Here is a 20,988-nt window from a genome sequence, read left to right on the forward strand (position 1 = left end):
CAGGCCTTGGTCAGGAAGGGACGGGCCCGCCGGGGTTCCGCAACGGATGGATCTCAAGCGATTTACACGTGGCCCACTGCTGTGGATCCTGGGCATCGTATTGCTTCTCCTGCTCGTCACCACGATGTTCGGCGGCGGCGGCAACTACACCACCGCCGACACCTCGACGGTCGTCCAGCAGATCCAGCAGGGCAATGTCAAGAGCGCGACCGTGGTCGACAAGGACCAGCGCGTCGAGCTGACGCTCAACCGGCCCATCGAGGTGTCGGGCAAGTCGACCGACCGCATCCAGGCGCTGTGGGTCGAGGGTCAGGGCGTCCAGCTCACGCAGGCGCTTGAGCAGGCCAAGCCCCCCCAGGGCTGGACCGTCGACGTGGCGAAGGAGAACTTCCTCGTCAGCCTGCTCGTCAGCTTCCTGCCGATCATCATCATCGTCCTGATCTTCCTGTTCATCATGAACCAGATGCAGGGCGGCGGCTCCCGGGTGATGAACTTCGGCAAGTCGCGGGCCAAGCTGATCACCAAGGACACCCCGAAGACGACCTTCGCCGACGTCGCGGGGGCCGACGAGGCCATCGAGGAGCTCCAGGAGATCAAGGAGTTCCTCCAGGCCCCGGCCAAGTTCCAGGCGATCGGCGCCAAGATCCCCAAGGGCGTGCTGCTCTACGGCCCGCCCGGCACCGGCAAGACCCTGCTCGCCCGCGCCGTCGCGGGTGAGGCGGGCGTGCCGTTCTACTCGATCTCCGGTTCCGACTTCGTCGAGATGTTCGTCGGCGTCGGCGCCTCCCGCGTCCGCGACCTGTTCGAGCAGGCCAAGGCGAACGCCCCGGCGATCATCTTCATCGACGAGATCGACGCCGTCGGCCGGCACCGCGGCGCGGGCCTCGGCGGCGGCCACGACGAGCGCGAGCAGACCCTCAACCAGCTCCTCGTCGAGATGGACGGCTTCGACGTCAAGGGCGGCGTGATCCTCATCGCCGCGACCAACCGCCCCGACATCCTCGACCCCGCGCTGCTGCGCCCCGGCCGCTTCGACCGGCAGGTCGTCATCGACCGGCCCGACCTGGAGGGCCGCAAGGGCATCCTGCGCGTCCACGGCCGCGGCAAGCCGTTCGCGCAGGACGTCGACCTCGACGTGATCGCCCGCAGGACGCCCGGCTTCACCGGCGCCGACCTCGCGAACGTGATCAACGAGGCGGCCCTGCTGACCGCCCGGCAGGACCAGAAGCTCATCACGATGAACACGCTCGAAGAGTCGATCGACCGCGTGATGGCCGGTCCCGAGCGCAAGTCCCGGGTCATGTCGGACCAGGAGAAGAAGATCATCGCCTACCACGAGGGCGGCCACGCCCTGGTGGCCCACGCGCTGCCCAACTCCGACCCGGTCCACAAGATCACGATTCTGTCCCGCGGCCGCGCCCTCGGTTACACGATGACGCTGCCGATGGAGGACAAGTTCCTCGCGACCCGGTCCGAGATGATGGACCAGCTCGCCATGCTGCTCGGCGGCCGCACCGCGGAGGAGCTCGTCTTCCACGAGCCCACCACCGGCGCGTCCAACGACATCGAGAAGGCGACCTCTATCGCCCGCCGCATGGTCACCGAATACGGCATGAGCGAGCGCCTCGGCGCCCGCAAGTTCGGCAGCGGCAACGGCGAGGTCTTCCTCGGCCGTGAGATGGGCCACGAGCGCGACTACTCCGAGCAGATCGCCTCGGCGATCGACGAGGAGGTCCGCCGCCTCATCGAGAGCGCGCACGACCAGGCGTGGGAGATCCTGGTCCAATACCGCGACGTGCTCGACAACCTCGTGCTCGAACTGATGGAGAAGGAGACGCTCTCCCGCGAGCAGGTCCTCGAGATCTTCTCGCCGGTCGTGCCCAAGGAGAAGCGTCCCTCGTACGCCGGCTACGGCAAGCGCCTGCCGTCCGACCGTCCTCCGGTCATCACGCCGAAGGAGCGCGCGAACGGCAACGGCTCGGCGCTGCCCGCGGGCGGGAGCGGCTCCACTCCGTGGGTCAACGACCAGTCGACGCAGCACGACGAGGCCTGATCCATGGCCGAACCCATGGTGGGGCCGCCCCCCGGCTTCGACCACGACCGGATCGAGAAGGCGGTCAGGGAGATCCTGTTCGCGATCGGGGAGGACCCCGATCGCGACGGGCTCCGGGACACCCCGGCCCGCGTGGCCCGCGCGTTCGCCGAGCAGTTCGCCGGCCTGGGCCAGCGGCCCGAAGACGCGCTGACCACGATGTTCGACGCGGACCACGACGAGATGGTGCTCGTCAAGGACATCGAGGTGATGTCCACCTGCGAGCACCATCTGCTCCCGTTCCACGGCGTGGCCCACATCGGCTACACGCCCAACGAGAAGGGGCGCATCACCGGCCTGTCCAAGCTGGCCAGGCTGGTGGATGTCTACGCCCGCAGGCCGCAGGTGCAGGAGCGGATGACCTCCCAGATCGCCGACGGCCTGATGCAGGTGCTTGAGCCGCGCGGCGTGATCGTGGTCATCGAGGCCGAGCACATGTGCATGACCATGCGCGGCGTGCGCAAGCCCGGCGCCAAGACGATCACGTCGGCCGTCCGGGGTGACTTCCGTTCCAGCGAGGCGACCAGGGCCGAGGCCATGTCGCTGATCCTGCGCGGCTGAGCGCGGACGACGGCCGATTGGGACGCCGCTCCTGCCCGGCAGGCAACGAGTCCCGGGGCACTAGTCTTGACCCCATGACCGCAGCAAGTGTGCCCGGTATGCCCGAGTCTGGGCGCTGTCTGGTCATGGGCGTGGTCAACGTCACCCCTGACTCCTTCTCGGACGGCGGGCAGTGGTTCGACCCCGACGTGGCGATCAGGCACGGGCTCGATCTGGTGGCCGAGGGCGCCGACATCGTCGACGTGGGCGGGGAGTCCACCCGCCCGGGTGCGGCGCGGGTGTCCCTCGACGAGGAGCTGCGCCGTGTCGAGCCGGTGATCCGCACGCTCACCGAGGAGGGCGTGACGGTCAGCGTCGACACCATGCGCGCGGAGGTGGCCGAGGCGGCCGTCGCGGCGGGGGCGAAGCTCGTCAACGACGTGAGCGGCGGGCTGGCCGATCCGGTGATGCCCCGGGTGGTGGCCGCGACCGGCGTGCCGTACGTCGTGATGCACTGGCGCGGGCACAGCCGCGACATGGACAGCCGGGCCATTTACGGCGACGTCGTGACCGAGGTGGCGGAGGAGCTGCGCAAGCGGGTCGACTCCGTGCTGGCCGAGGGCGTGCGGGAGGAGCAGATCGTGCTCGACCCGGGCCTCGGATTCTCCAAGAACGCCGAGCACAACTGGGCCCTGCTGGCCGGCATCGGCGAGCTGAACGGCCTCGGCCGCCCGTTGCTGATCGGGGCGTCGAGGAAGCGCTTCCTCGGCCGCCTGCTGGCGGGGCCGGACGGCGAGCCCCGGCCGTTCGACGGCAGCGACGACGCCACACTCGCCGTCACCGCGCTCGCGGCGCGGGCCGGCGCGTGGTGCGTCCGGGTGCACCGGGTGCGGCCGAACGCCGACGCGGTGCGGGTGGCCGCCGCGTGGGGGGCAGCAGTCGTACGACATGCCGACGAGGGCCGGTGACGAGATGCCGACAGGGACGCCGATGAAGGACATCGAGGAGCTCAACGAGGCGTTCTACAACGCCATCGAGAGCGGCGACCTCGACACGATGTCGGAGATCTGGATCGAGGACGTCCCGGGACGACCGGCCATGTGCGTCCACCCCGGCTGGCCCATGCTGACCGGGCGGTCGGAGGTGCTGCGCTCCTGGGCGCTCATCATGGCGAACACGCCCTACATCCAGTTCGTGCTCACCGACGTGCAGACGGCCGTGATCGGGGACGTCGCCGTGATCACCTGCGCGGAGAACATCCTCACGGCCGCCGACACCGACGAGCCGGGCTTCGCGGCCGGCCGGGTCGTCGCCTCCAGCACCTATGTGCGCACCGGGACCGGCTGGCGGCTGTGGCTCTACCACGGCTCACCGGTCCTGCAGAGCGACGACGACGAGGAGGACCAGGAGCAGTGACGGCGCGGGCGGCGACCGGTCGGGACACCGTGCGGCTGACGGGCCTGCGGGCCCGCGGCAGGCACGGCTGCCTGCCCGCGGAGCGTGAGCTGGGCCAGGAGTTCGTGATCGACGTGGCCCTGTCGTTCGACACCGCCCCGGCGGCGGCGGCCGACGACCTCACGCTCACCGTGGACTACGGGGCACTGGCGATGGAGCTCGTCCGCATCGTGGAGGGCGAGCCGGTCAACCTCATCGAAACCCTCGCGGAACGGCTGGCGGCGGCCTGCCTGGCCCACGAGCTGGTCTCGGAGGTAGAGGTCAGCGTGCACAAACCGGCGGCGCCCATCCCGCTGCCGTTCGGCGACGTGGTGGTGACGATCAGGAGGGGCCGCGCATGAGGGTCGTGATCGCGCTCGGCAGCAACCTCGGCCGCCGGATGGAAAACCTCCAGGGAGCCGTCGACGAGCTCTTCGACGCTCCCGGGCTCACGTTCGTGGCGGCGTCGCCCGTCTACGAGACCGACCCGGTCGGCGGGCCCGAGCAGGGTCCGTACCTGAACGCGGTGGTGGTCGCCGACAGCATTCTCGATCCCCGCACGCTGCTCGACCGTGTCCAGAGCATCGAGACCGCCTTCGGCCGCGAGCGCAGGGAGCGGTGGGGCCCGCGCACGCTCGACGTGGACCTCATCACGGTCGGCGACCTGATGTCCGACGACCCGGTGCTGACGCTCCCGCACCCCCGGGCGCACGAGCGGGCGTTCGTGCTGGTCCCGTGGGCACAGGTCGATCCGGGGGCGGTGCTGCCCGGACGCGGTTCGGTGGCGGCCCTGCTGGCCGGCACGGACCAGAGCGGGGTGCGGCTGCGGCCCGACCTCGTGCTCGAACCCCCGGCCTGAGACGAGGAGTCCCCGAGTGAAGCCCACCAACCCCGGCGTGCTCGTCGGTCTCGTGCTCGTGTTCGGCCTGCTCACCTGGGGACTGCTGCTGCGGTTCTACTCCTCCGTGCCGACCCTGCCGTGGACCGCGATCCCCACCACGCTGCTGCTGGCCATCGGTGAGGCGTACACGGGGTGGCTGACCCGGGCGAGGATCCTGCGCCGCCCGCACACCAAGCCCGTCGAGCCGCTGGCCGTCGCCCGTCTCGCGGCGCTGGCCAAGGCCACGGCGTACGCCGGGGCGGTGTTCGGCGGCATCTTCGCCGGGTTCGTGGTGCACGTGCTCGAACTGCTCGACCTCGACAAGCCCCGCCAGGACGCGCTCGTCGGCGGCGGGTCGTTCGTGGCCTGCGTGATCCTGATCTGCGCGGCGCTGTTCCTCGAACACTGCTGCCGGGTGCCCGGCAAGCCCTCCGGCGAGGCGTGACCGGCCACCTGCCGATCTACTTGTCGATGTCGCCCACCACGAAGAACATCGAGCCGAGGATGGCGATCATGTCGGCGACCAGGTTGCCCGGCAGCATCTCCCGCAGCACCTGGATGTTGTTGTAGGAGGCGCTGCGCAGCTTGAGCCGCCACGGCGTCTTCTCGCCGCGCGACACGAGGTAGTAGCCGTTCAGGCCGAGCGGGTTCTCGGTCCAGGCGTACGTGTGGCCCTCGGGCGCCTTCAGCACCTTCGGCAGCCGCTGGTTGATCGGCCCCGGCGGCAGGTGCCGCAGCCGCTCGACGCAGGCGTCGGCGAGGTCGAGAGAGACCTTGACCTGTTCGAGCAGCACCTGGAACCGGGCCTGGCAGTCCCCGGCCGACCGGGTCACGACCTTCACCGGCAGCTCGCCGTACGCGAGGTAGGGCTCGTCGCGCCGCAGGTCGAAGTCGACGCCCGAGGCCCGCGCGACGGGGCCGCTCACGCCGTACTGCATGATCGTCTCGCGGTCGAGCACGCCGACGCCGCGGGTGCGGGCCAGGAAGATCTCGTTGCCGGCGATCAGTTCCTCGATGTCGGGCAGCCGTCGCCGGACGGCCGCGACGGCGGCGGTGACGCGGTCGAGCCAGCCCAGGGGCAGCTCCTCCTTCAGCCCGCCCACCCGGTTGAACATGTAGTGCATGCGGCCGCCGGAGATCTCCTCCATGACGTGCTGCAGGGTCTCCCGCTCGCGGAAGGCGTAGAAGACCGGCGTGATCGCGCCGAGCTCCAGGGGATAGCTGCCGAGGAACATCAGGTGGCTGAGCACGCGGTTGAGCTCGGCCAGCAGCGTCCTGGCCCACACCGCCCGGGGCGGGGGCTGCATGCCCAGCATGCGCTCGACCGCGAGCACGACGCCCAGCTCGTTGGCGAACGCCGACAGCCAGTCGTGCCGGTTGGCCAGCACGATGATCTGCCGGTAGTCGCGCACCTCGAAGAGCTTCTCCGCGCCGCGGTGCATGTAGCCGACGATCGGCTCGGCGGCCGTGATGCGCTCGCCGTCGAGGACGAGCCGCAGCCGCAGCACGCCGTGGGTGGACGGATGCTGCGGGCCGATGTTGAGGATCATGTCCTCGGTGGCCAGCTCCCTCGCCTGCACGGCGTCGGCGCCCGCGCCGAGCCCCACGATCTGTTCCCGGCGCACGCCCTCCTGCTCGGTCGTCATACCGTCCATGCTTTCACGCCCGCCCCGAACGAGCGAAGACGGCGAAGGCATCGCACAGACGCGCCCGCCGCCCCACGCGGACGGCGTTATACCGACTGAGTGAACATGCCGAAGAGGGTGCCGGGGGACTGGGCCGACCTTGAGCGGGAACTGTACGAGGCCGGCGTCTCTCCATCCGTGATCGAGGAGGGCGCGAGAAAGCTGCTCGCCGAGGCGCGCGGTCGTCAGCCCGCCGATCGGGGATCTCTCGGGCGAGATCCCCGATCCGAGCCTTCTTCAGGCGGTGGCGATCTCGCGTAGGGCCTCGACGAGGCGGTCGACGTGTTCGGTGGTGGTGCCGATGCCGATCGAGGCGCGTACGGCGCTGACCGTGCCGTCGGCGCAGCCGCCGTCCTGCCCGCCGCCGAGGAGGTGGCGGACGAACGGGTGGGCGCAGAACTTGCCGTCCCTGACGCCGATGCCCCAGTCGCCCGACAGGGCCTCGGCGACCTCCCGGGCCGTGCGGCCCTCCACGACGAACGACACGATGCCGACGCGCGGGTGGTCCTGACCCCACAGCGACAGCTCGCGGACGCCGGGGATCGCGGCGAGCCCGGCGCGCAGGCGGGCGAGCAGCCGCTCCTCCTCCCGCACCAGCGCGGCCCAGCCGGTCGCGGTCAGCGCGTCGCAGGCGGCGGCGAGCGCGATCGCTCCGAGCACGTTGGGAGTGCCCGCCTCGTGCCGCGTCTCGGGGTCGTCGCTCCACTCGGTGGTCTCGCCCACCGACCGTACGGCTCCGCCGCCGCGCAGGTACGGGTCGGCGTCGGCGAGCCAGTCGGGCCGGCCCACGAGCACCCCGGCCCCGAACGGGGCGTAGAGCTTGTGCCCGGAGAAGGCCACGTAGTCGAGGTCGAGCGCGGCGAGGTTGAGCCCGCGGTGGGGGACGAACTGGGCGGCGTCCACGGCGATCCGCGCGCCGTGCCGGTGGGCGATGTGGGCCAGCCCGGCGATCGGCCACAGCTCGCCGGTGACGTTGGAGGCGGCGGTGACGACGAGCAGGGCCGGGCCCTCGATCGCGGCCAGCGCCTCGTCGGCCGCCCGGAGCGCCTCGCCGGGGAAGGCGGGCGGCGCGAGCCGTACGGCGTCGGGCCAGGGCAGCAGCGAGGCGTGGTGCTCGGTCTCGAACACGACGACGGTGGTGCCCTCGGGGAGGCTGCGGGCCAGCAGGTTCATCGCGTCGGTCGTGTTGCGCACGAAGACGAGCGCGTCGTCGGGGCGGGCGCCGACGAAGGCCCGCACGGTGTGCCTGGCCTGCTCATAGCGGGCCGTCGTGAGCTGCGAGGCGTAGCCCGCACCCCGGTGGACACTGGAGTAGGCCGGCAGCGCCGCCGCGACGGCGGCGTTCACCGGCTCGAGACAGGGCGCGCTCGCCGCGTAATCGAGGTTCGCGTACGGCACGAGCCTGCCGCCCCTGACGGGCACCTCCAGATCGGCGCCGACGACGGCCGGCAGGAGGACGGGAGCGGGTTCGGGCGTGCCGGAGATGCGGGTGACGGCCTGCTGGACGAACGTGAGTGCGGACAACGCCAAGCCTCCTGAGGTCGGGGACCCCGGCCATGGCGTCGGAAGGCGGAGCCCGCGCTTGCCCGGCACACCTCGTGCCGAGCCCGGTCCTCACCCGGGGCACCCCGCCGCGAGCGCGAGGGTTGCCGGCCAGCAAGCCGGGGCTTGACGCTGGCACTCATGACCTGGACGGCACTATAACCCGGCACCGCCCTCGGGACGCAAGTGCGGGCGACTCGGACGAAGTCAGTCGTTGTCGACCGTGACCCCCAGGACGTGGGCGAACATCGGCGCGAGCTCCATCAGCTGGACGCCGCTGATGGTCGCGCCGCGCAGCGCGTCGTAGCCGTCGGAGAGGCCCAGGGACACCGCGCCGCGCAGGTCGACCCGGGACATGCGGGCCTTGTCGAACCGCACCCGTTCGAGCGTGGAGCCGGGGAAGGTGACGCCGGTCAGCGTGGCGCCCGCGAAGTCCACGTCGCGCAGGGTGCACTCGACGAACGAGACCTCCCGCAGATCGGCCGCGCGGAAGTTGACCGAGTCGAGCTTGCAGCGGTGGAAGAACACCTGGTGCAGCTCGGCGCCGGGCAGCGCCGTGCCGGCCGGGGCGCTCATGACGATCTCCGCGTCCGCCCAGACCGACTCGGTGAGGTCGCCGCCCACCCAGCGCACGCCGTTCAGCCACACGTCGGAGAACCGGGCGCGCCGGTATCGGCCGCCGATGAACGTCACCGAGGTGAACGCCGACTCGATGAACCGGGCGCCTCCGGCGTCGGCGTCCTCGAACTCCTGCCCGTCGAACAGGACCGTGTCGTAGTCGCCGCCGTGATCGAGCCGGCCGTCGAACGGCTCCAGGTGGTCGGCGTAGGGCAGGTCGCCGAGTTCGCGGGGTTCCCTGCGATGCGGTGCGCGACGCTTGGGCATCGCCCCAACGTACGCCATGAGGGACCCGCAGGCCCGTACTCCCGAGCAAGGCCTTTCATCCGTATTGTTGTCCATTGTGAAGTTTGATCCCTGGAATGCCGAGTTCATCGCGTACCCCTATGACGCCTACCGAGACCTGCGCGACAACGATCCGGTCAGCTTCTTCGAGCCGACAGGGCAGTGGCTGATCGCCCGACACGCGGATGTGAACGCGCTGCTGCGCGACCGGCGCCTCGGCCGGTCCTACCTGCACGTGGCGACGCATGAGGCGTTCGGCCGCGAGCCCGAGCCGGAGTTCCAGGAACCGTTCTGGCGGGTGATCCGGGCCGGGATGCTCGACGTCGAGCCGCCGGTCCACACGCGGCTGCGCCGCCTGGTGTCCAAGGCGTTCACGCCCCGCATGGTCGAGTCGCTGCGTCCCCGGGTGCGGCGGATCGCGACCGAGCTGACCGAGGGGCTCGTCGAGCGCGGCGGCGGCGACCTGCTGGCCGAGGTGGCCGAGCCGCTGCCGGTCACCGTGATCGCCGAGATGCTGGGCGTGCCCGAGTCGGACCGGCACCTGCTGCGTCCCTGGTCGGCCGGCATCTGCGGCATGTACGAGCTGCACCCGTCGCTGGAGGCCCAGCACACGGCCGTACGCGCGGCCACGGAGTTCGCCGACTATCTACGCGGGCTGGCCAGGGCGCGCAGGGAGCGGCCGGGCGACGACATGATCTCGGCGCTGGCCCAGGTGGTGGACGACGGAGACCGGCTGACCGAGGACGAGCTGATCGGCACCTGCGTGCTGCTGCTCAACGCCGGTCACGAGGCCACGGTCAACGCCACCGGCAGCGGATGGTGGGCGTTGTTCCGCAACCCCGGTGAGCTGGAGCGGCTGCGCGCCGACCCCGGCCTGATGCCGACGGCGGTCGAGGAGCTGCTGCGCTACGACACCCCGGCGCAGATGTTCGAGCGGTGGGTGCTGGAGGACATCGAGGTCGGCGGGGTGACGATCCCCCGGGGTGTGGAGATCGCGCTGCTGTTCGGCTCGGCCAACCGGGACCCCGAGGTCTTCGCCGACCCCGACCGTCTCGACCTCGGCCGGACGGACAACCCGCACATCTCGTTCGGCGCCGGCATCCACTTCTGCCTCGGCGCGCCGCTCGCGCGGGTCGAGATGGCCGAGTCGTTCGCCGCCCTGCTGCGGCTCGCGCCCAAGCTGGAGCTCGCCGAGGAGCCCGCCTGGAAGCCCAGCTACATCATGCGCGGCCTGGAGTCGCTCAAGGTCACCGTCTGACGACCTGGCCGAGCCAGCCGAAGCCGCCGAGACCGGCCGGGTCGATCAGTTCGGCCTCCTGCGAGGCCCGGCCGAGCGCGCGTACGTATCCGGCGGGATCGGCGGACGCCTGCGCGAGCGGCGGCCGGGCGCCGGTGACCCCCAGGTCGCGCAGCGCCTCCCGCTGCGTGGTGAGCGTGGTCTCCCGTGCCCCCGCCCGCTCGCCTGCCGCCGCGCAGGCGTCCAGCGCGACATGGGCCGTGATGTCGCACGACCCGTCCGGTGTGGCCGGCACCACCGCGCCGTCGCGATATCCGGTGATCGTGCCGAGCGGGGGCCGCCGCCCGGACAGGTGGGCGTAGTCGACCGCGACCGCCGTGCCGCGCACCAGCCGCGTGATCACCGAGGCCCACGCCTCGTCGCGCGGACGGCCGATCTCGGCGCGTTCCCCCGGCGAGCGCAGCGGCCACCAGCGCTCCAGCCAGGCCAGATCCTCGGGGCAGGGCGCGGGCCCAAGCCGTTCGTCGCCGGTCGAGGGGTGCACGAGCACCAGGCGAGGGCCGTCCGGCGTCATCTCGGCGACGTCGAGCGGCACGTTGTCGAGCCACTCGTTGGCGATCACCAGGCCGACGATCCCGTACGGCGCCTCCGGCTCCCAGGCGACGCGGGGATCGAGATCGCCGGGCCGGGGGGACAGGTCGACGGCGATGACCCGCAGCCGCTCCGCGAGGTCCGGCGGCGCGGCGGCGAGCACGCGGGCGGCCAGCAGGCCGTTGCCGCTGCCCATGTCGACGAGATCGACCCGGTCGGGCCTGCCGAGGGCGGCGTCGGTCCGCCGGAGCAGGCGCAGCACGGCCTCGGCGAAGACCGGCGAGGCATGCACCGACGTGCGGAAATGCCGGTCGGGACGCTCCCGCAGATAGAAGCCCTCCGCGCCGTAGAGCGCCCGCCGCATGGCCTCCCGCCAGGTGACCTCCACACCGATGTACGTTACCGACACGCCGAAGCCGTGACGAAAAGTAGTCACTTTCGTACTTATGGCTCAACATAGGCCCGTGAGAAACGGGACAAAATCCGACCGTTGGGCCACGCCCGGGCCGGCGGGAGCGCCGCCGCTACGCTGAACCGAGGGGAGGCGTCATGGACACAAGTGACCGGCCGGCGCGGCTCGCCGTAGGAGTGCTCGGCGCGGGACGGGTCGGCTCCGTGCTCGGAGCCGCGCTCATGCTCGCGGGTCATCGCGTGGTTGCGGCCAGCGGCGTATCCGACGCGTCGGCGCGGCGCGCCGCCGACCGCCTCGGCCTGAAGCTCAGCAGGCCGGACGAGGTGATCGCGCGGTCCGAGCTCGTGCTGCTGACCGTGCCCGACGACGTGCTGCCCGGCCTCGTCTCCGGCCTCGCCGCCACCGGCGCCGACCTGCGCGGCAAGCTGCTCGTGCACGCCAGCGGCGCGTACGGCCTGGGCGTGCTCGACCCCGCGGCCGAGGCGGGGGCGCTGCCGCTCGCGCTCCACCCCGTGATGACGTTCACCGGCAGGAGCGACGACCTGACCCGGCTCAACGGCTGCTCGTTCGGCGTCACCGCGCCCGACATGCTGCGGCCGGTGGCCGAGGCGCTGGTGATCGAGATGGGCGGCGAGCCCGTGTGGATCGCCGACCGCGACCGGCCGCTCTATCACGCCGCCCTGGCCGGCGCCGCGAACCACATGGTGACGCTGGTCGCCGAGTCGCAGGAACTGCTCGCGAAGATCGGCGTGGAGCATCCCGGCCGGATGCTCGGCCCCCTGCTCAGCGCGGCACTCGACAACGTGCTGCGTCTCGGCATCAGCGGGCTCACCGGGCCCGTGGTCCGCGGCGACGCGGGCACCGTGCGCAAGCACGTCGACGCGCTCATCCTGGCCGCCCCCGAGGCCGCGGACGCGTACGTCGCCCTGGCGCGGCTCACCGCCGACCGGGCGCTCGCGGCGGGCCTGCTCAAACCGGAGGCGGCCGAACGCCTGCTGGACGCCCTGGGAGGGAACATATGGACCTGACCGTCGCCGCCGACCGCGCCGCCCTCGACAAGGCGAGGGACGAGCTCGGCCCTGGGAGGATCGCCCTGGTCCCCACGATGGGGGCGCTCCACGAGGGCCACCGGTCGCTGCTTCGGCTGGCGCGCGAGCACGCCGACCACGTGGTGGTGAGCGTGTTCGTCAATCCCCTGCAGTTCGGTCCCAACGAGGACTTCTCCCGCTATCCCCGTACATTCGACGCCGACCTCCGGGTGTGCGAGGAGGAGGGCGTGGCCGTGGTCTTCGCGCCCTCGGCCGAGGACATGTACCTGCCGGACCGCCAGGTGCAGGTCTCGGCAGGCGGCATGGGCGGCGTGGTCGAGGGCGCCTTCCGGCCCGGCCACTTCGACGGCGTGCTGACCGTGGTGCTCAAGCTGTTCAACCTGGTGCGGCCGGACGTCGCGGTCTTCGGGCAGAAGGACGCCCAGCAGCTCGCGCTGATCCGGCGGATGGTGGCCGACCTCGACGTGCCGGTGTCGATCGTCGGCGCCCCGACCGTGCGGGAGCCCGACGGCCTCGCGCTGTCGAGCCGCAACAGGTATCTGTCCGAGGCCGACCGCCGCACCGCGCTCGCGCTGTCGCGGGCGCTGCGGGCCGGGGCGGCGCGGGCCGGGGCGGCGCGGGCCGAGATCGCCGGACCGGCCGGGATCCTCGACGCCGCACGGGCCGTGCTGGAGGAGGCGGCCCGCTTCGACCCGCCGCTGCTGCTCGACTACCTGATCCTGGCCGACCCCGCGACGTTCGCCCCGGTCGCCGACGACCACCGCGGCGAGGCGATCCTGGCCGTGGCCGCCAAGGTCGGCACCACCCGCCTCATCGACAACATGGTGCTGACCCTGTAGGGCCCCGGGGTTTCCCGGCCTGCTGCGACCTCAGGCGTTCCCCGCCTGGAGCGTGAACCAGAAGGTGGGGAACGGGTTCGTCCCGGGCGTGACGTCGACCAGCTCCCAGCCCTCGAACCTGGCCCGCAGCTCGTCCGCGGTGACGCCCGAGAACGTGTCGCCGAGCGTGCCGGGGCCATACCCGAACATCAGCAGCCGTGAGCCGGGGGCGGCGCGGCGGGTGAGCCCGGCGGCGTAGGCGTCGCGGCGGTGCGGCGGAATGCCGCAGAAGCAGCTCAGGTCGAAGAACAGGTCATAGGGGCCGGGCGCGTCCAGCTCGTCGAGCCGGGTGACGTCTCCCTGCAGTAGCCGTACGGCCACTCCCGCCGCGTCGGCCCTCACCCTGGCCTCCTCGATCGCGCGGTCGACGAGGTCGACGGCCACGACCTCCCAGCCGTGCCGGGCCAGGTAGACGGCGTTGGTGCCGGTGCCGGTGCCGCAGCCCAGCTCCAGGGCCCGGCCGGGCGGCAGCGCGCCGTTCCCCGCCCCGCCGTCGCGGGCCCCGTCCGCCCGGCCGTTCTCCGCCCCGCCGTCGCCGGCCCCGTGCGCCCGGCCGTTTCCCGCCGCGTTCCCCTCGCCGTCCCTCTCGCCGTCCCTCTCGCTGTGCCCCTCGATCAGGGCGACCAGCTCGGGCGGCGTCACGCCGGTGTCCCAGGGCGGCTTGCCGTCCCGGTAGTAGCTCTCCAGCGCTCGGCGTACGGCCTCCTCCAGGTCTCGTTCGGTGCCCGCGTCGGTGGTGTTCGGCTTGTCCATGACCCCGCTCCATGTTCTTAGAGGTGGACTCTAGTGATTAACTCTAGAGATATACTCGCGCCATGAGCACCGTCAAGCGGCCGGACAAACGGGCCGAGCGTTCACGCCGCACCCGGGAGAAGGTCATCCAGGCGGCGCGGGAGCTGTTCGTCGCGCAGGGCTACGGGGCGACGAGCCTGCAGGAGGTCGCCGACCGGGCGGGCGTGGCCGTCCAGACGGTCTACTTCGTCTTCGGCAACAAGCGCGCGCTGTTCAAGGAGGTCGTCGACACCTCCATCGCCGGCGACACCGAGCCGGTGGCCGTCATGGACCGCGAGTGGTTCCGCGCCGCGTGCGCCGAGCCCACCGCGGCCGGCCAGGTGCGCGCGCACGTACGCGGCACGAGTGAGATCCTCGGCCGGGTCGCCCCGCTCATGCCGATGATCGAGTCCGCCCGGGCCGCCGACCCGCAGATCGCCGCCCAGTGGCCGGACGGCCCCGACCCGCGCTACGTCGTGCAGCGCGCCGCGGCCGAGGCGCTGGCGGGCAAGCCCGGCGTGGGGCCCGGCGTCTCCGTCGAGACGGCGGCGGACCTGCTGTTCTGCCTGCTCAGCCCGGACCTGTACCTGCTCTTCGTGCGGGATCGCGGCTGGTCGCAGGACCAGTGGGAGGAATGGGCCGGCGCCACTCTTGCCGCCCAGCTCTGCGCCGGCCCTGCGACGGGCGCCGACCCCGCGACGGGCGCCACTCCCGGCACAGACACCGCAGCTGACACAGGCGCCGGCCCCGTAACGGGCGCCGGTCCTGCGGCGCGTCTCTTGTAGGAGGGGGCGGGGCGGCACCATCGACAGGGGGGCGTTATCGTCATTATGACGAAAGGGGATCCCCTCATGGTGGAGCTCGCACGCAGACTCACCGCCCCCGCACCCGGCTGGACCGTCGAAGCCGACGCGATCGTGATCGGGTCCGGGATCGCCGGCCTCACCGTGGCGCTGCGCCACGTCGAACTCGACCCACGGGCGCGGGTGCTCGTGGTCACCAAGGACGTGCTGTCGGCCGGGTCGACCCGGTGGGCCCAGGGCGGCATCGCCGCCGTCCTCGACCCCGAGGACACTCCCGACGAGCACCTGAGGGACACGCTCGTCGCCGGGGTCGGCCTGTGCGACGAGGAGGCCGTACGCGTCCTGGTCACCGAGGGCCCCGACGCGCTGAAGCGGCTGATGAGCCACGGCGCGGAGTTCGACCGCGACACCGACGGGGAGCTCCAGCTCACCCGCGAGGGCGGCCACCACCGCAACCGCATCGTCCACGCGGGCGGCGACGCGACCGGCGCGGAGGTGCAGCGGGCCCTGGCCGAGGCGGTGCTGGCCGAGCCCCGCATCGAGGTCATCGAGCACGCCCTCGCCCTCGACCTCCTCCTCGACGCCGAGGGCCGCGCCTGCGGGGTCACGCTCCACGTGATGGGCGAGGGAGCCCGCGACGGCGTCGGCGCCGTACGGGCCGGGGCCGTGGTGCTGGCCAGCGGCGGCATGGGACAGGTCTACGCGGCCACCACCAACCCCGTCGTGTCCACCGGAGACGGTGTGGCGCTGGCCCTGCGGGCCGGCGCGGTGGTCAGGGACATCGAGTTCGTGCAGTTCCACCCCACGGTGCTGTGGCTGGGCGAGGGCTCGACCGGCCAGCAGCCGCTGGTCTCGGAGGCCGTGCGCGGCGAGGGCGCCGTGCTGGTCGACGCGAACGGCGAGCGCTTCATGCAGGGCGTGCACGAGCTGGCCGACCTCGCGCCCCGCGACGTGGTCGCCAAGGCGATCATGCGCCAGATGGCGCGGACCGGGACCGACCACGTCTACCTCGACGCCACCCACTTCGGCGAGGAGAAGTGGCGCTCCAGGTTCCCCACGATCTTCGCCGTCTGCCGCGAGCACGGCATCGACCCCGTCACCGAGCCCATCCCCGTCGCCCCCGCCGCCCACTACGCGAGCGGCGGCGTGCGCACCGACCTGTACGGCAGGACCAGCGTGCCCGGCCTGTACGCCTGCGGCGAGGTCGCCTGCACGGGCGTGCACGGCGCCAACCGGCTGGCCTCCAACTCCCTCCTCGAAGGGCTCGTGTACGGCGAGCGCATCGCCGCCGACCTGGTCGCGGAACGGCCCACCCCGGGTGAGCCCGCGCCGGACGACCGGCCCCAGGGCCTGGTCGACCCGCGTACGCGGGCGAGGGTCCAGAGCCACATGAGCCGGGGCGCCGGGGTGCTGCGCAGCGACCGCAGCCTGGCGGAGGTCGCCCGCGCGCTCTCCGACGCCCGCTGGACGCCGGTCGCGGTCGAGCCCTGCACGGAGTCGTGGGAGGCGACCAACCTCCTCACGGTGGCGTCCGCGCTGGTCGCCGCGGCGGCCGTACGCGAGGAGACCCGCGGCTCGCACTGGCGGGAGGACCACCCCGACCGCGACGACGCCCACTGGCGGGCGCACATCGACATCGCCCTGACGGCGGAGGGACTGACCTTGACGTACACGCCTCATGAGGAACTGCGGACCGAGCTGGAGAAGGCCGGCCTCGACCCGGACGCCGTGCTCGGCCTCGTCCGGACCGCGCTGGAGGAGGACCTGGCCGGGGGACAGGACGTGACCTCGGTCGCCACCATCCCGGCCGGCCAGCGGGCCGTCGCCGACGTCGTGGCCCGCAAGGAGGGCGTGGTCGCCGGCCTGGCCGTGGCCGAGACCGTCTTCCGGCAGGCCGCCGGGCCGGTCGAGGTCGAGCGGCACGCCTCCGACGGCGACCGCGTGCGTCCCGGCGACGTGGTGATGACCGTGCGGGGCGCGACCAGGGACCTGCTCACGATGGAGCGCACCGCGCTCAACTTCCTCACCCACCTGTCCGGCATCGCCACCCAGACCCGCCGCTGGGTGGACGCCGTCGAGGGCACCGGCGCCCGCATCCGCGACACCCGGAAGACCCTGCCGGGGCTGCGCGCCCTGGAGAAGTACGCCGTCAGGGCCGGGGGCGGGGTCAACCACCGGATGGGCCTGCACGACGCCGCCCTGATCAAGGACAACCACGTGGTCGCCGCCGGAGGCGTCGCCGAGGCGTTCCGCGCCGTACGGCAGGCCTTCCCCGGCGTGCTCATCGAGGTCGAGGTGGACCACATCGACCAGATCGAGCCGGTCCTGGCCGAAGGCGCCGACGAGATCCTGCTCGACAACTTCACCGTGGACCAGCTCGCCGAGGCCGTACGGCTGGTGGCCGGCCGGGCGCGGCTGGAGTCGAGCGGCGGGCTGACCCTGGAGGCGGCCCGCGCGGTCGCCGAGACCGGAGTCGACTACCTGGCCGTGGGCGCGCTCACGCATTCGGCCCCGGCACTCGACCTTGGTCTAGATCTTCGTGATGCATAATCGGGGAATGCTGCTCACCATCGACGTCAGCAACACCCATACGGTGCTTGGCCTGTTCGAGGGTGAAGAGGTGATCGAGCACTGGCGCATCGCCACCGACCCCCGCCGTACGGCGGACGAGATCGCGGTGGTGCTCCAGGGTCTCCTCGGGCAGTCGCCGCTTCTCAAGGACGCCGACATCAGCGGCATCGCGATCTGCTCCACCGTGCCGTCGGTGCTCAACGAGATGCGGGAGATGTCCCGGCGCTACTACGGCGACGTCACGGCGGTGGTCGTCGAGCCGGGCGTCCGCACCGGCGTCCCGGTCCGCATGGACAACCCCAAGGAGGTCGGCAGCGACCGCATCGTGAACGCGCTCGCCGCCACCACCCTGTACGGCGGGCCGTGCGTGATCGTCGACTTCGGCACGGCCACGTCGTTCGACGCCGTCTCGGCCCGGGGCGAGTACGTCGGCGCGGTGACCGCGCCCGGCCTGGAGATCTCGGTGGACGCGCTGGCCACGGCCGGGGCCCAGCTCCACAAGGTGGAGCTGGTGCGGCCGCGGTCGGTGATCGCCAAGAACACCGTGGAGGCGCTCCAGTCGGGCATCATCTACGGCTTCGCGGGGCTGGTCGACGGCATCGTGGACCGCATGACGGCCGAGCTGGCCTCCGACCCCGACGACGTGACCGTGGTCGCCACGGGCACCGGCGCACCGCTCGTCATCGGCGAGGCCCGTACGATCGACGTGCACGAGCCCTGGCTCACGCTGATCGGCCTGCGGCTGGTCTACGCCCGTAACGCGTCCTGACGACTCCCTCGCGTACGGGACCATAGAAGGCAGGATCCCGTTCAGAGAGGACTGACGTGATGGACGCCGACTGGGTGGCGCGTTTCGCCGATGAGGTCATCGCCGAGGCTGAACGGCGCGCACCGGGCAAACCCGTCGTCTGCGCGTCCGGCCTCAGCCCGTCCGGCCCGATCCACCTGGGCAACCTGCGCGAGGTCATGACCCCGCATCTGGTGGCCGACGAGATCAGGCGGCGCGGCTACGAGTGCGTGCACATCATCTCGTGGGACGACTTCGACCGATTCCGCAAGGTTCCCGTGGGCATCGACCCCGCCTGGAACGAGCACATCGGCAAGCCGCTGACCACCGTCCCGGCCCCGCCCGGCAGCGACTACCCCAACTGGGCCGAGCACTTCAAGGCGCCGATGATCGCCGCGCTGGCGGAGCTGGGCGTGGAGTTCCATGGCATCAGCCAGACGCAGATGTACACCTCCGGGGCATACCGGGAACAGGTGCTGCTGGCCATGCGCGAGCGGCGGCGGATCGACGCGATCCTCGACCAGTACCGCACCAAGAAGGCCAAGGCCAAGCAGGTCACGGACGCCGACGAGGCCGCCGCGCTCGAAGGCTCGGGGGCCGCGAGCGAGGACGACGGCTCCGGCGCCGGGGGCTACTACCCCTACAAGCCCTACTGCTCGGTCTGCGACCGCGACCTGACCACGGTCACGTCGTACGACGACGAGACCACGGCGATGTCGTACACCTGCGTGTGCGGCCACAGCGAGACGGTCCTGCTGTCCGAGCACACCCGCGGCAAGCTGGTGTGGAAGGTCGACTGGCCGATGCGCTGGGCCTACGAGGGCGTGGTCTTCGAGCCGTCGGGCGTGGACCACAGCTCGCCGGGCTCGTCGTTCATCGTCGGCGGCCAGATCGTCCGCGAGGTGTTCGGCGCGCCGCAGCCGATCGGGCCGATGTACGCCTTCGTCGGCATCAGCGGCATGGCCAAGATGAGCAGCTCCAAGGGCGGCGTGCCGACCCCGGCCGACGCCCTGTCGATCATGGAGCCGGCGCTGCTGCGCTGGCTGTACGCCCGCCGCCGTCCCAACCAGTCGTTCAAGGTCTCCTTCGATCAGGAGATCCAGCGCATGTACGACGAGTGGGACACGCTGACGAAGAAGGTGCAGGAGGGCACGGCGCTGCCGGCCGACCAGGCGGCCTACCGCCGGGCGTCGAGCACGGCCTCCCGGATCCTGCCCGAGACGCCGCGGCGGCTGCCCTACCGGACGCTCGCCTCGGTCGTGGACATCACCACCGGGGACGAGGAGCAGACGCTGCGCATCCTGCGGGCGTTCGACCCGGAGATCGGCGGGCTCGACGAGCTGCGGCCGCGGCTCGACCGCGCCCAGCACTGGGTGAACACCTACGTGCCCGCCGAGGAGCGCACGCAGGTGCGCGAGACGCCCGACAAGGAGCTGCTCGACACGCTCGGCGAGCAGGACCGCGAGTCGCTGCGCCTGCTGGTGGAGGGACTCGACGCGCACTGGTCGCTCGACGGGCTGACCACGCTCGTCTACGGCGTGCCGAAGGTGCAGGCCGGGCTCGACATGGACGCCAAGGCGGCCACGCCCGAGCTGAAGGCGGCCCAGCGGGCCTTCTTCGCCCTGCTCTACCGGCTGCTCGTCGGCCGCGACACCGGCCCGCGGCTGCCCACGCTGCTGCTGGCCGTGGGCCGCGACCGGGTGCGCGAGCTCCTCGGCCGCGCCTGATCGCCGCGTTCGCCGAGCGGGCCGGACGGCAATGCCGTCCGGCCCGCGGCGTGCTGGACGAGGAGATTCAGGGCAGCAGGACCAGCCGGCCGCGCAGGCCGCCCTTCCGCAGGCGTTCGTACGCCTCGGCCGCCCGCTCCAGCGGGTAGGTGCCGGCCACCCGCAGGCTCAGCCGTCCCGCCCCGGCCAGCGTCGCGACGTCCCGCAACTGGGCCGCGTCGGCGCGGATGAACACGGTCGAGACCCGGATGCCGCGCAGCGGCACGGGGGCCGGCCCGGCGTTGACGGCGACGAACGCGCCCCCGTTGCGCACGGCGTCGAGCGCGGGCAGGCCGACGAGCGCCGCGTCCACCAGGCCGTGCACGCCGCCGGGAACGACGGCCCTGATCGCCGCCGCCAGGTCGGCGCCCCTCGGCACGAACCACTCCGCGCCGAAGCCCCGCACCGTCGCCTCGTCGCCGGGTGCGGCGACCGCCGCGACCCTGAGCCCCCGCGCCACGGCCAGCTCCACGAGATAGCCGCCGACGCCGCCGGCCGCTCCCGTGACGAGCAGGGTCTCGCCCGCGGCGAGCCCGGCGAGGTCGAGTGCCTGGACGGCGGTGAGCGCGTTCAGCGGCAACGTGGACGCCTCGGGCGCGGCCACCCCCGCGGGCGCGGGAGCGACCGCCGTCTCGTCCAGCACCACCAGGTCCGCCTGGGCCTTGAGCGGGTCCGTCAGCCGGTCCGACAGCCCGATGACCCGCTCGCCCGTACGCAGGCCCGTCACCCCGGGCCCGGCCCGGTCGACCACGCCCGCGACGTCCCAGCCGAGCGCGTACGTCTCCTGGTGCGGCATGAGCCCGTTGCCGGCGAGGACGCCCGCGGCCGTGGCCAGGTCGACGGGGTTGACGGCCGCCGCCTCGACCCTGATCCGCACCTGTCCCGGCCCCGGCTCCGGCTCCGCGACATCGACGATCCGTACGGCGCCGCCTCGTGCCATCGGTGCTCTCATGAGCGTCTTTCTCCTTTCGCGATGGCACGGAGCGTAGGAAGATCTACTCTCTTTCGGTAAGAAGGCACCTGGAAGTGCGTAAGGGAGGAGAAGGG

General features: G+C 72.3%; 20 protein-coding genes and 1 riboswitch. Of the genes, 14 read left to right on the forward strand and 6 right to left on the reverse strand.

Annotated elements, in window-relative coordinates; all coding sequences use genetic code 11:
• The first annotated feature begins 46 nt into the window (after window positions 1-46).
• The 7 genes from ftsH to FLX08_RS26150 all read left to right on the forward strand — a co-directional run bounded on the left by ftsH (window position 47) and on the right by FLX08_RS26150 (window position 5,391).
• On the forward strand, window positions 47-2,053 hold the full coding sequence (gene ftsH / locus FLX08_RS26120; RefSeq protein WP_142622348.1) for an ATP-dependent zinc metalloprotease FtsH: 2,007 nt from the start codon (window positions 47-49) through the stop codon (window positions 2,051-2,053).
• A 3-nt stretch (window positions 2,054-2,056) separates the two neighbouring features.
• The gene (folE, locus tag FLX08_RS26125) at window positions 2,057-2,653 is read left to right on the forward strand and encodes a GTP cyclohydrolase I FolE (RefSeq protein ID WP_244312894.1); all 597 of its coding nucleotides are present in this window, start codon (window positions 2,057-2,059) and stop codon (window positions 2,651-2,653) included.
• A gap of 74 nt (window positions 2,654-2,727) precedes the next feature.
• Window positions 2,728-3,600, forward strand: a complete 873-nt coding sequence (gene folP, locus FLX08_RS26130) for a dihydropteroate synthase (RefSeq protein WP_142622350.1) — start codon at window positions 2,728-2,730, stop codon at window positions 3,598-3,600.
• Between the two features lie 22 nt (window positions 3,601-3,622).
• Window positions 3,623-4,048: a nuclear transport factor 2 family protein gene (locus tag FLX08_RS26135; protein WP_142622352.1), complete on the forward strand. Its 426-nt coding sequence runs from the start codon at window positions 3,623-3,625 to the stop codon at window positions 4,046-4,048.
• Entirely contained in the window at window positions 4,045-4,428 is a 384-nt protein-coding gene (gene folB / locus FLX08_RS26140; protein WP_142622354.1) for a dihydroneopterin aldolase, read from the forward strand. The genes FLX08_RS26135 and folB overlap by 4 nt, the downstream gene beginning before the upstream one ends.
• A complete protein-coding gene (gene folK, locus FLX08_RS26145; protein ID WP_142622356.1) occupies window positions 4,425-4,925 on the forward strand; it encodes a 2-amino-4-hydroxy-6-hydroxymethyldihydropteridine diphosphokinase in 501 nt (166 codons plus the stop codon). Before folB ends, folK begins: the two co-directional genes overlap by 4 nt.
• 16 nt (window positions 4,926-4,941) lie before the next feature.
• Window positions 4,942-5,391, forward strand: a complete 450-nt coding sequence (locus FLX08_RS26150) for a DUF3180 domain-containing protein (RefSeq protein WP_142622358.1) — start codon at window positions 4,942-4,944, stop codon at window positions 5,389-5,391.
• Between the two features lie 16 nt (window positions 5,392-5,407).
• Here the strand turns inward: FLX08_RS26150 and FLX08_RS26155 are convergent, their stop codons facing one another.
• The 3 genes from FLX08_RS26155 to FLX08_RS26165 form a co-directional block, all read right to left on the reverse strand.
• Window positions 5,408-6,592 carry an NADH-quinone oxidoreductase subunit D gene (locus FLX08_RS26155; protein ID WP_142622360.1) on the reverse strand — a complete coding sequence of 395 codons (1,185 nt, stop codon included), beginning with the start codon at window positions 6,590-6,592 and terminating at the stop codon, window positions 5,408-5,410.
• 276 nt (window positions 6,593-6,868) lie between these two features.
• The gene (locus tag FLX08_RS26160) at window positions 6,869-8,155 is read right to left on the reverse strand and encodes an aminotransferase class V-fold PLP-dependent enzyme (RefSeq protein ID WP_425280641.1); all 1,287 of its coding nucleotides are present in this window, start codon (window positions 8,153-8,155) and stop codon (window positions 6,869-6,871) included.
• A gap of 49 nt (window positions 8,156-8,204) precedes the next feature.
• Window positions 8,205-8,320: riboswitch (SAM riboswitch) on the reverse strand.
• A 60-nt stretch (window positions 8,321-8,380) separates the two neighbouring features.
• Window positions 8,381-9,058, reverse strand: a complete 678-nt coding sequence (locus FLX08_RS26165; RefSeq protein ID WP_142622362.1) for a pentapeptide repeat-containing protein — start codon at window positions 9,056-9,058, stop codon at window positions 8,381-8,383.
• 76 nt (window positions 9,059-9,134) lie between these two features.
• Between FLX08_RS26165 and FLX08_RS26170 the strand changes: the two genes are divergently transcribed.
• Complete coding sequence (locus FLX08_RS26170; RefSeq protein ID WP_244312895.1) at window positions 9,135-10,334, forward strand: cytochrome P450; 1,200 nt, start codon at window positions 9,135-9,137, stop codon at window positions 10,332-10,334.
• On the opposite strand, the gene FLX08_RS26175 is transcribed toward FLX08_RS26170, so the two are convergent.
• Window positions 10,324-11,340, reverse strand: coding sequence for an SAM-dependent methyltransferase (locus FLX08_RS26175; protein ID WP_341874348.1), 1,017 nt, complete (start codon window positions 11,338-11,340; stop codon window positions 10,324-10,326). The two genes, FLX08_RS26170 and FLX08_RS26175, sit on opposite strands and share 11 nt — an antisense overlap.
• Window positions 11,341-11,453: 113 nt before the next feature.
• Between FLX08_RS26175 and FLX08_RS26180 the strand changes: the two genes are divergently transcribed.
• Both FLX08_RS26180 and panC read left to right on the forward strand, forming a co-directional pair.
• Window positions 11,454-12,344, forward strand: coding sequence for a Rossmann-like and DUF2520 domain-containing protein (locus FLX08_RS26180; RefSeq protein ID WP_142622366.1), 891 nt, complete (start codon window positions 11,454-11,456; stop codon window positions 12,342-12,344).
• Window positions 12,335-13,204 (forward strand): pantoate--beta-alanine ligase, encoded by an 870-nt coding sequence (gene panC / locus FLX08_RS26185; RefSeq protein WP_142622368.1) that lies wholly within the window; start codon window positions 12,335-12,337, stop codon window positions 13,202-13,204. The genes FLX08_RS26180 and panC overlap by 10 nt, the downstream gene beginning before the upstream one ends.
• Before the next feature lie 30 nt (window positions 13,205-13,234).
• Here panC and FLX08_RS26190 read toward each other — a convergent pair whose 3' ends face one another.
• Entirely contained in the window at window positions 13,235-13,996 is a 762-nt protein-coding gene (locus tag FLX08_RS26190; RefSeq protein ID WP_244312896.1) for a class I SAM-dependent methyltransferase, read from the reverse strand.
• A 62-nt stretch (window positions 13,997-14,058) separates the two neighbouring features.
• Between FLX08_RS26190 and FLX08_RS26195 the strand changes: the two genes are divergently transcribed.
• From FLX08_RS26195 to lysS, 4 genes are all read left to right on the forward strand, one after another.
• Window positions 14,059-14,799, forward strand: coding sequence for a TetR/AcrR family transcriptional regulator (locus FLX08_RS26195; RefSeq protein ID WP_142622370.1), 741 nt, complete (start codon window positions 14,059-14,061; stop codon window positions 14,797-14,799).
• A gap of 66 nt (window positions 14,800-14,865) precedes the next feature.
• On the forward strand, window positions 14,866-17,367 hold the full coding sequence (locus tag FLX08_RS26200; RefSeq protein WP_142622372.1) for an L-aspartate oxidase: 2,502 nt from the start codon (window positions 14,866-14,868) through the stop codon (window positions 17,365-17,367).
• A gap of 7 nt (window positions 17,368-17,374) precedes the next feature.
• Window positions 17,375-18,157: a type III pantothenate kinase gene (locus FLX08_RS26205; protein ID WP_079319601.1), complete on the forward strand. Its 783-nt coding sequence runs from the start codon at window positions 17,375-17,377 to the stop codon at window positions 18,155-18,157.
• 59 nt (window positions 18,158-18,216) lie between these two features.
• Entirely contained in the window at window positions 18,217-19,902 is a 1,686-nt protein-coding gene (gene lysS / locus FLX08_RS26210; RefSeq protein WP_142622374.1) for a lysine--tRNA ligase, read from the forward strand.
• 67 nt (window positions 19,903-19,969) lie between these two features.
• Here lysS and FLX08_RS26215 read toward each other — a convergent pair whose 3' ends face one another.
• Complete coding sequence (locus tag FLX08_RS26215) at window positions 19,970-20,893, reverse strand: NADP-dependent oxidoreductase (RefSeq protein ID WP_142622376.1); 924 nt, start codon at window positions 20,891-20,893, stop codon at window positions 19,970-19,972.
• Window positions 20,894-20,988: the final 95 nt, after the last annotated feature.

The organism is Microbispora hainanensis (assembly GCF_006874475.1).
GTDB lineage: Bacteria > Actinomycetota > Actinomycetes > Streptosporangiales > Streptosporangiaceae > Microbispora > Microbispora hainanensis.

What these genes read in the sequence shown, in the direction of transcription:
- ftsH (WP_142622348.1), top strand. Translation starts at nt 47, where the DNA reads ATGGATCTCAAGCGATTTACACGTGGCCCACTGCTGTGGATCCTGGGC.
- folE (WP_244312894.1), top strand. Translation starts at nt 2,057, where the DNA reads ATGGCCGAACCCATGGTGGGGCCGCCCCCCGGCTTCGACCACGACCGG.
- folP (WP_142622350.1), top strand. Translation starts at nt 2,728, where the DNA reads ATGACCGCAGCAAGTGTGCCCGGTATGCCCGAGTCTGGGCGCTGTCTG.
- FLX08_RS26135 (WP_142622352.1), top strand. Translation starts at nt 3,623, where the DNA reads ATGAAGGACATCGAGGAGCTCAACGAGGCGTTCTACAACGCCATCGAG.
- folK (WP_142622356.1), top strand. Translation starts at nt 4,425, where the DNA reads ATGAGGGTCGTGATCGCGCTCGGCAGCAACCTCGGCCGCCGGATGGAA.
- FLX08_RS26155 (WP_142622360.1), bottom strand. Translation starts at nt 6,592, where the DNA reads ATGACGACCGAGCAGGAGGGCGTGCGCCGGGAACAGATCGTGGGGCTC.
- FLX08_RS26165 (WP_142622362.1), bottom strand. Translation starts at nt 9,058, where the DNA reads ATGCCCAAGCGTCGCGCACCGCATCGCAGGGAACCCCGCGAACTCGGC.
- FLX08_RS26180 (WP_142622366.1), top strand. Translation starts at nt 11,454, where the DNA reads ATGGACACAAGTGACCGGCCGGCGCGGCTCGCCGTAGGAGTGCTCGGC.
- panC (WP_142622368.1), top strand. Translation starts at nt 12,335, where the DNA reads ATGGACCTGACCGTCGCCGCCGACCGCGCCGCCCTCGACAAGGCGAGG.
- FLX08_RS26190 (WP_244312896.1), bottom strand. Translation starts at nt 13,996, where the DNA reads ATGGACAAGCCGAACACCACCGACGCGGGCACCGAACGAGACCTGGAG.
- FLX08_RS26195 (WP_142622370.1), top strand. Translation starts at nt 14,059, where the DNA reads ATGAGCACCGTCAAGCGGCCGGACAAACGGGCCGAGCGTTCACGCCGC.
- FLX08_RS26200 (WP_142622372.1), top strand. Translation starts at nt 14,866, where the DNA reads ATGGTGGAGCTCGCACGCAGACTCACCGCCCCCGCACCCGGCTGGACC.
- FLX08_RS26205 (WP_079319601.1), top strand. Translation starts at nt 17,375, where the DNA reads ATGCTGCTCACCATCGACGTCAGCAACACCCATACGGTGCTTGGCCTG.
- lysS (WP_142622374.1), top strand. Translation starts at nt 18,217, where the DNA reads ATGGACGCCGACTGGGTGGCGCGTTTCGCCGATGAGGTCATCGCCGAG.
- FLX08_RS26215 (WP_142622376.1), bottom strand. Translation starts at nt 20,893, where the DNA reads ATGAGAGCACCGATGGCACGAGGCGGCGCCGTACGGATCGTCGATGTC.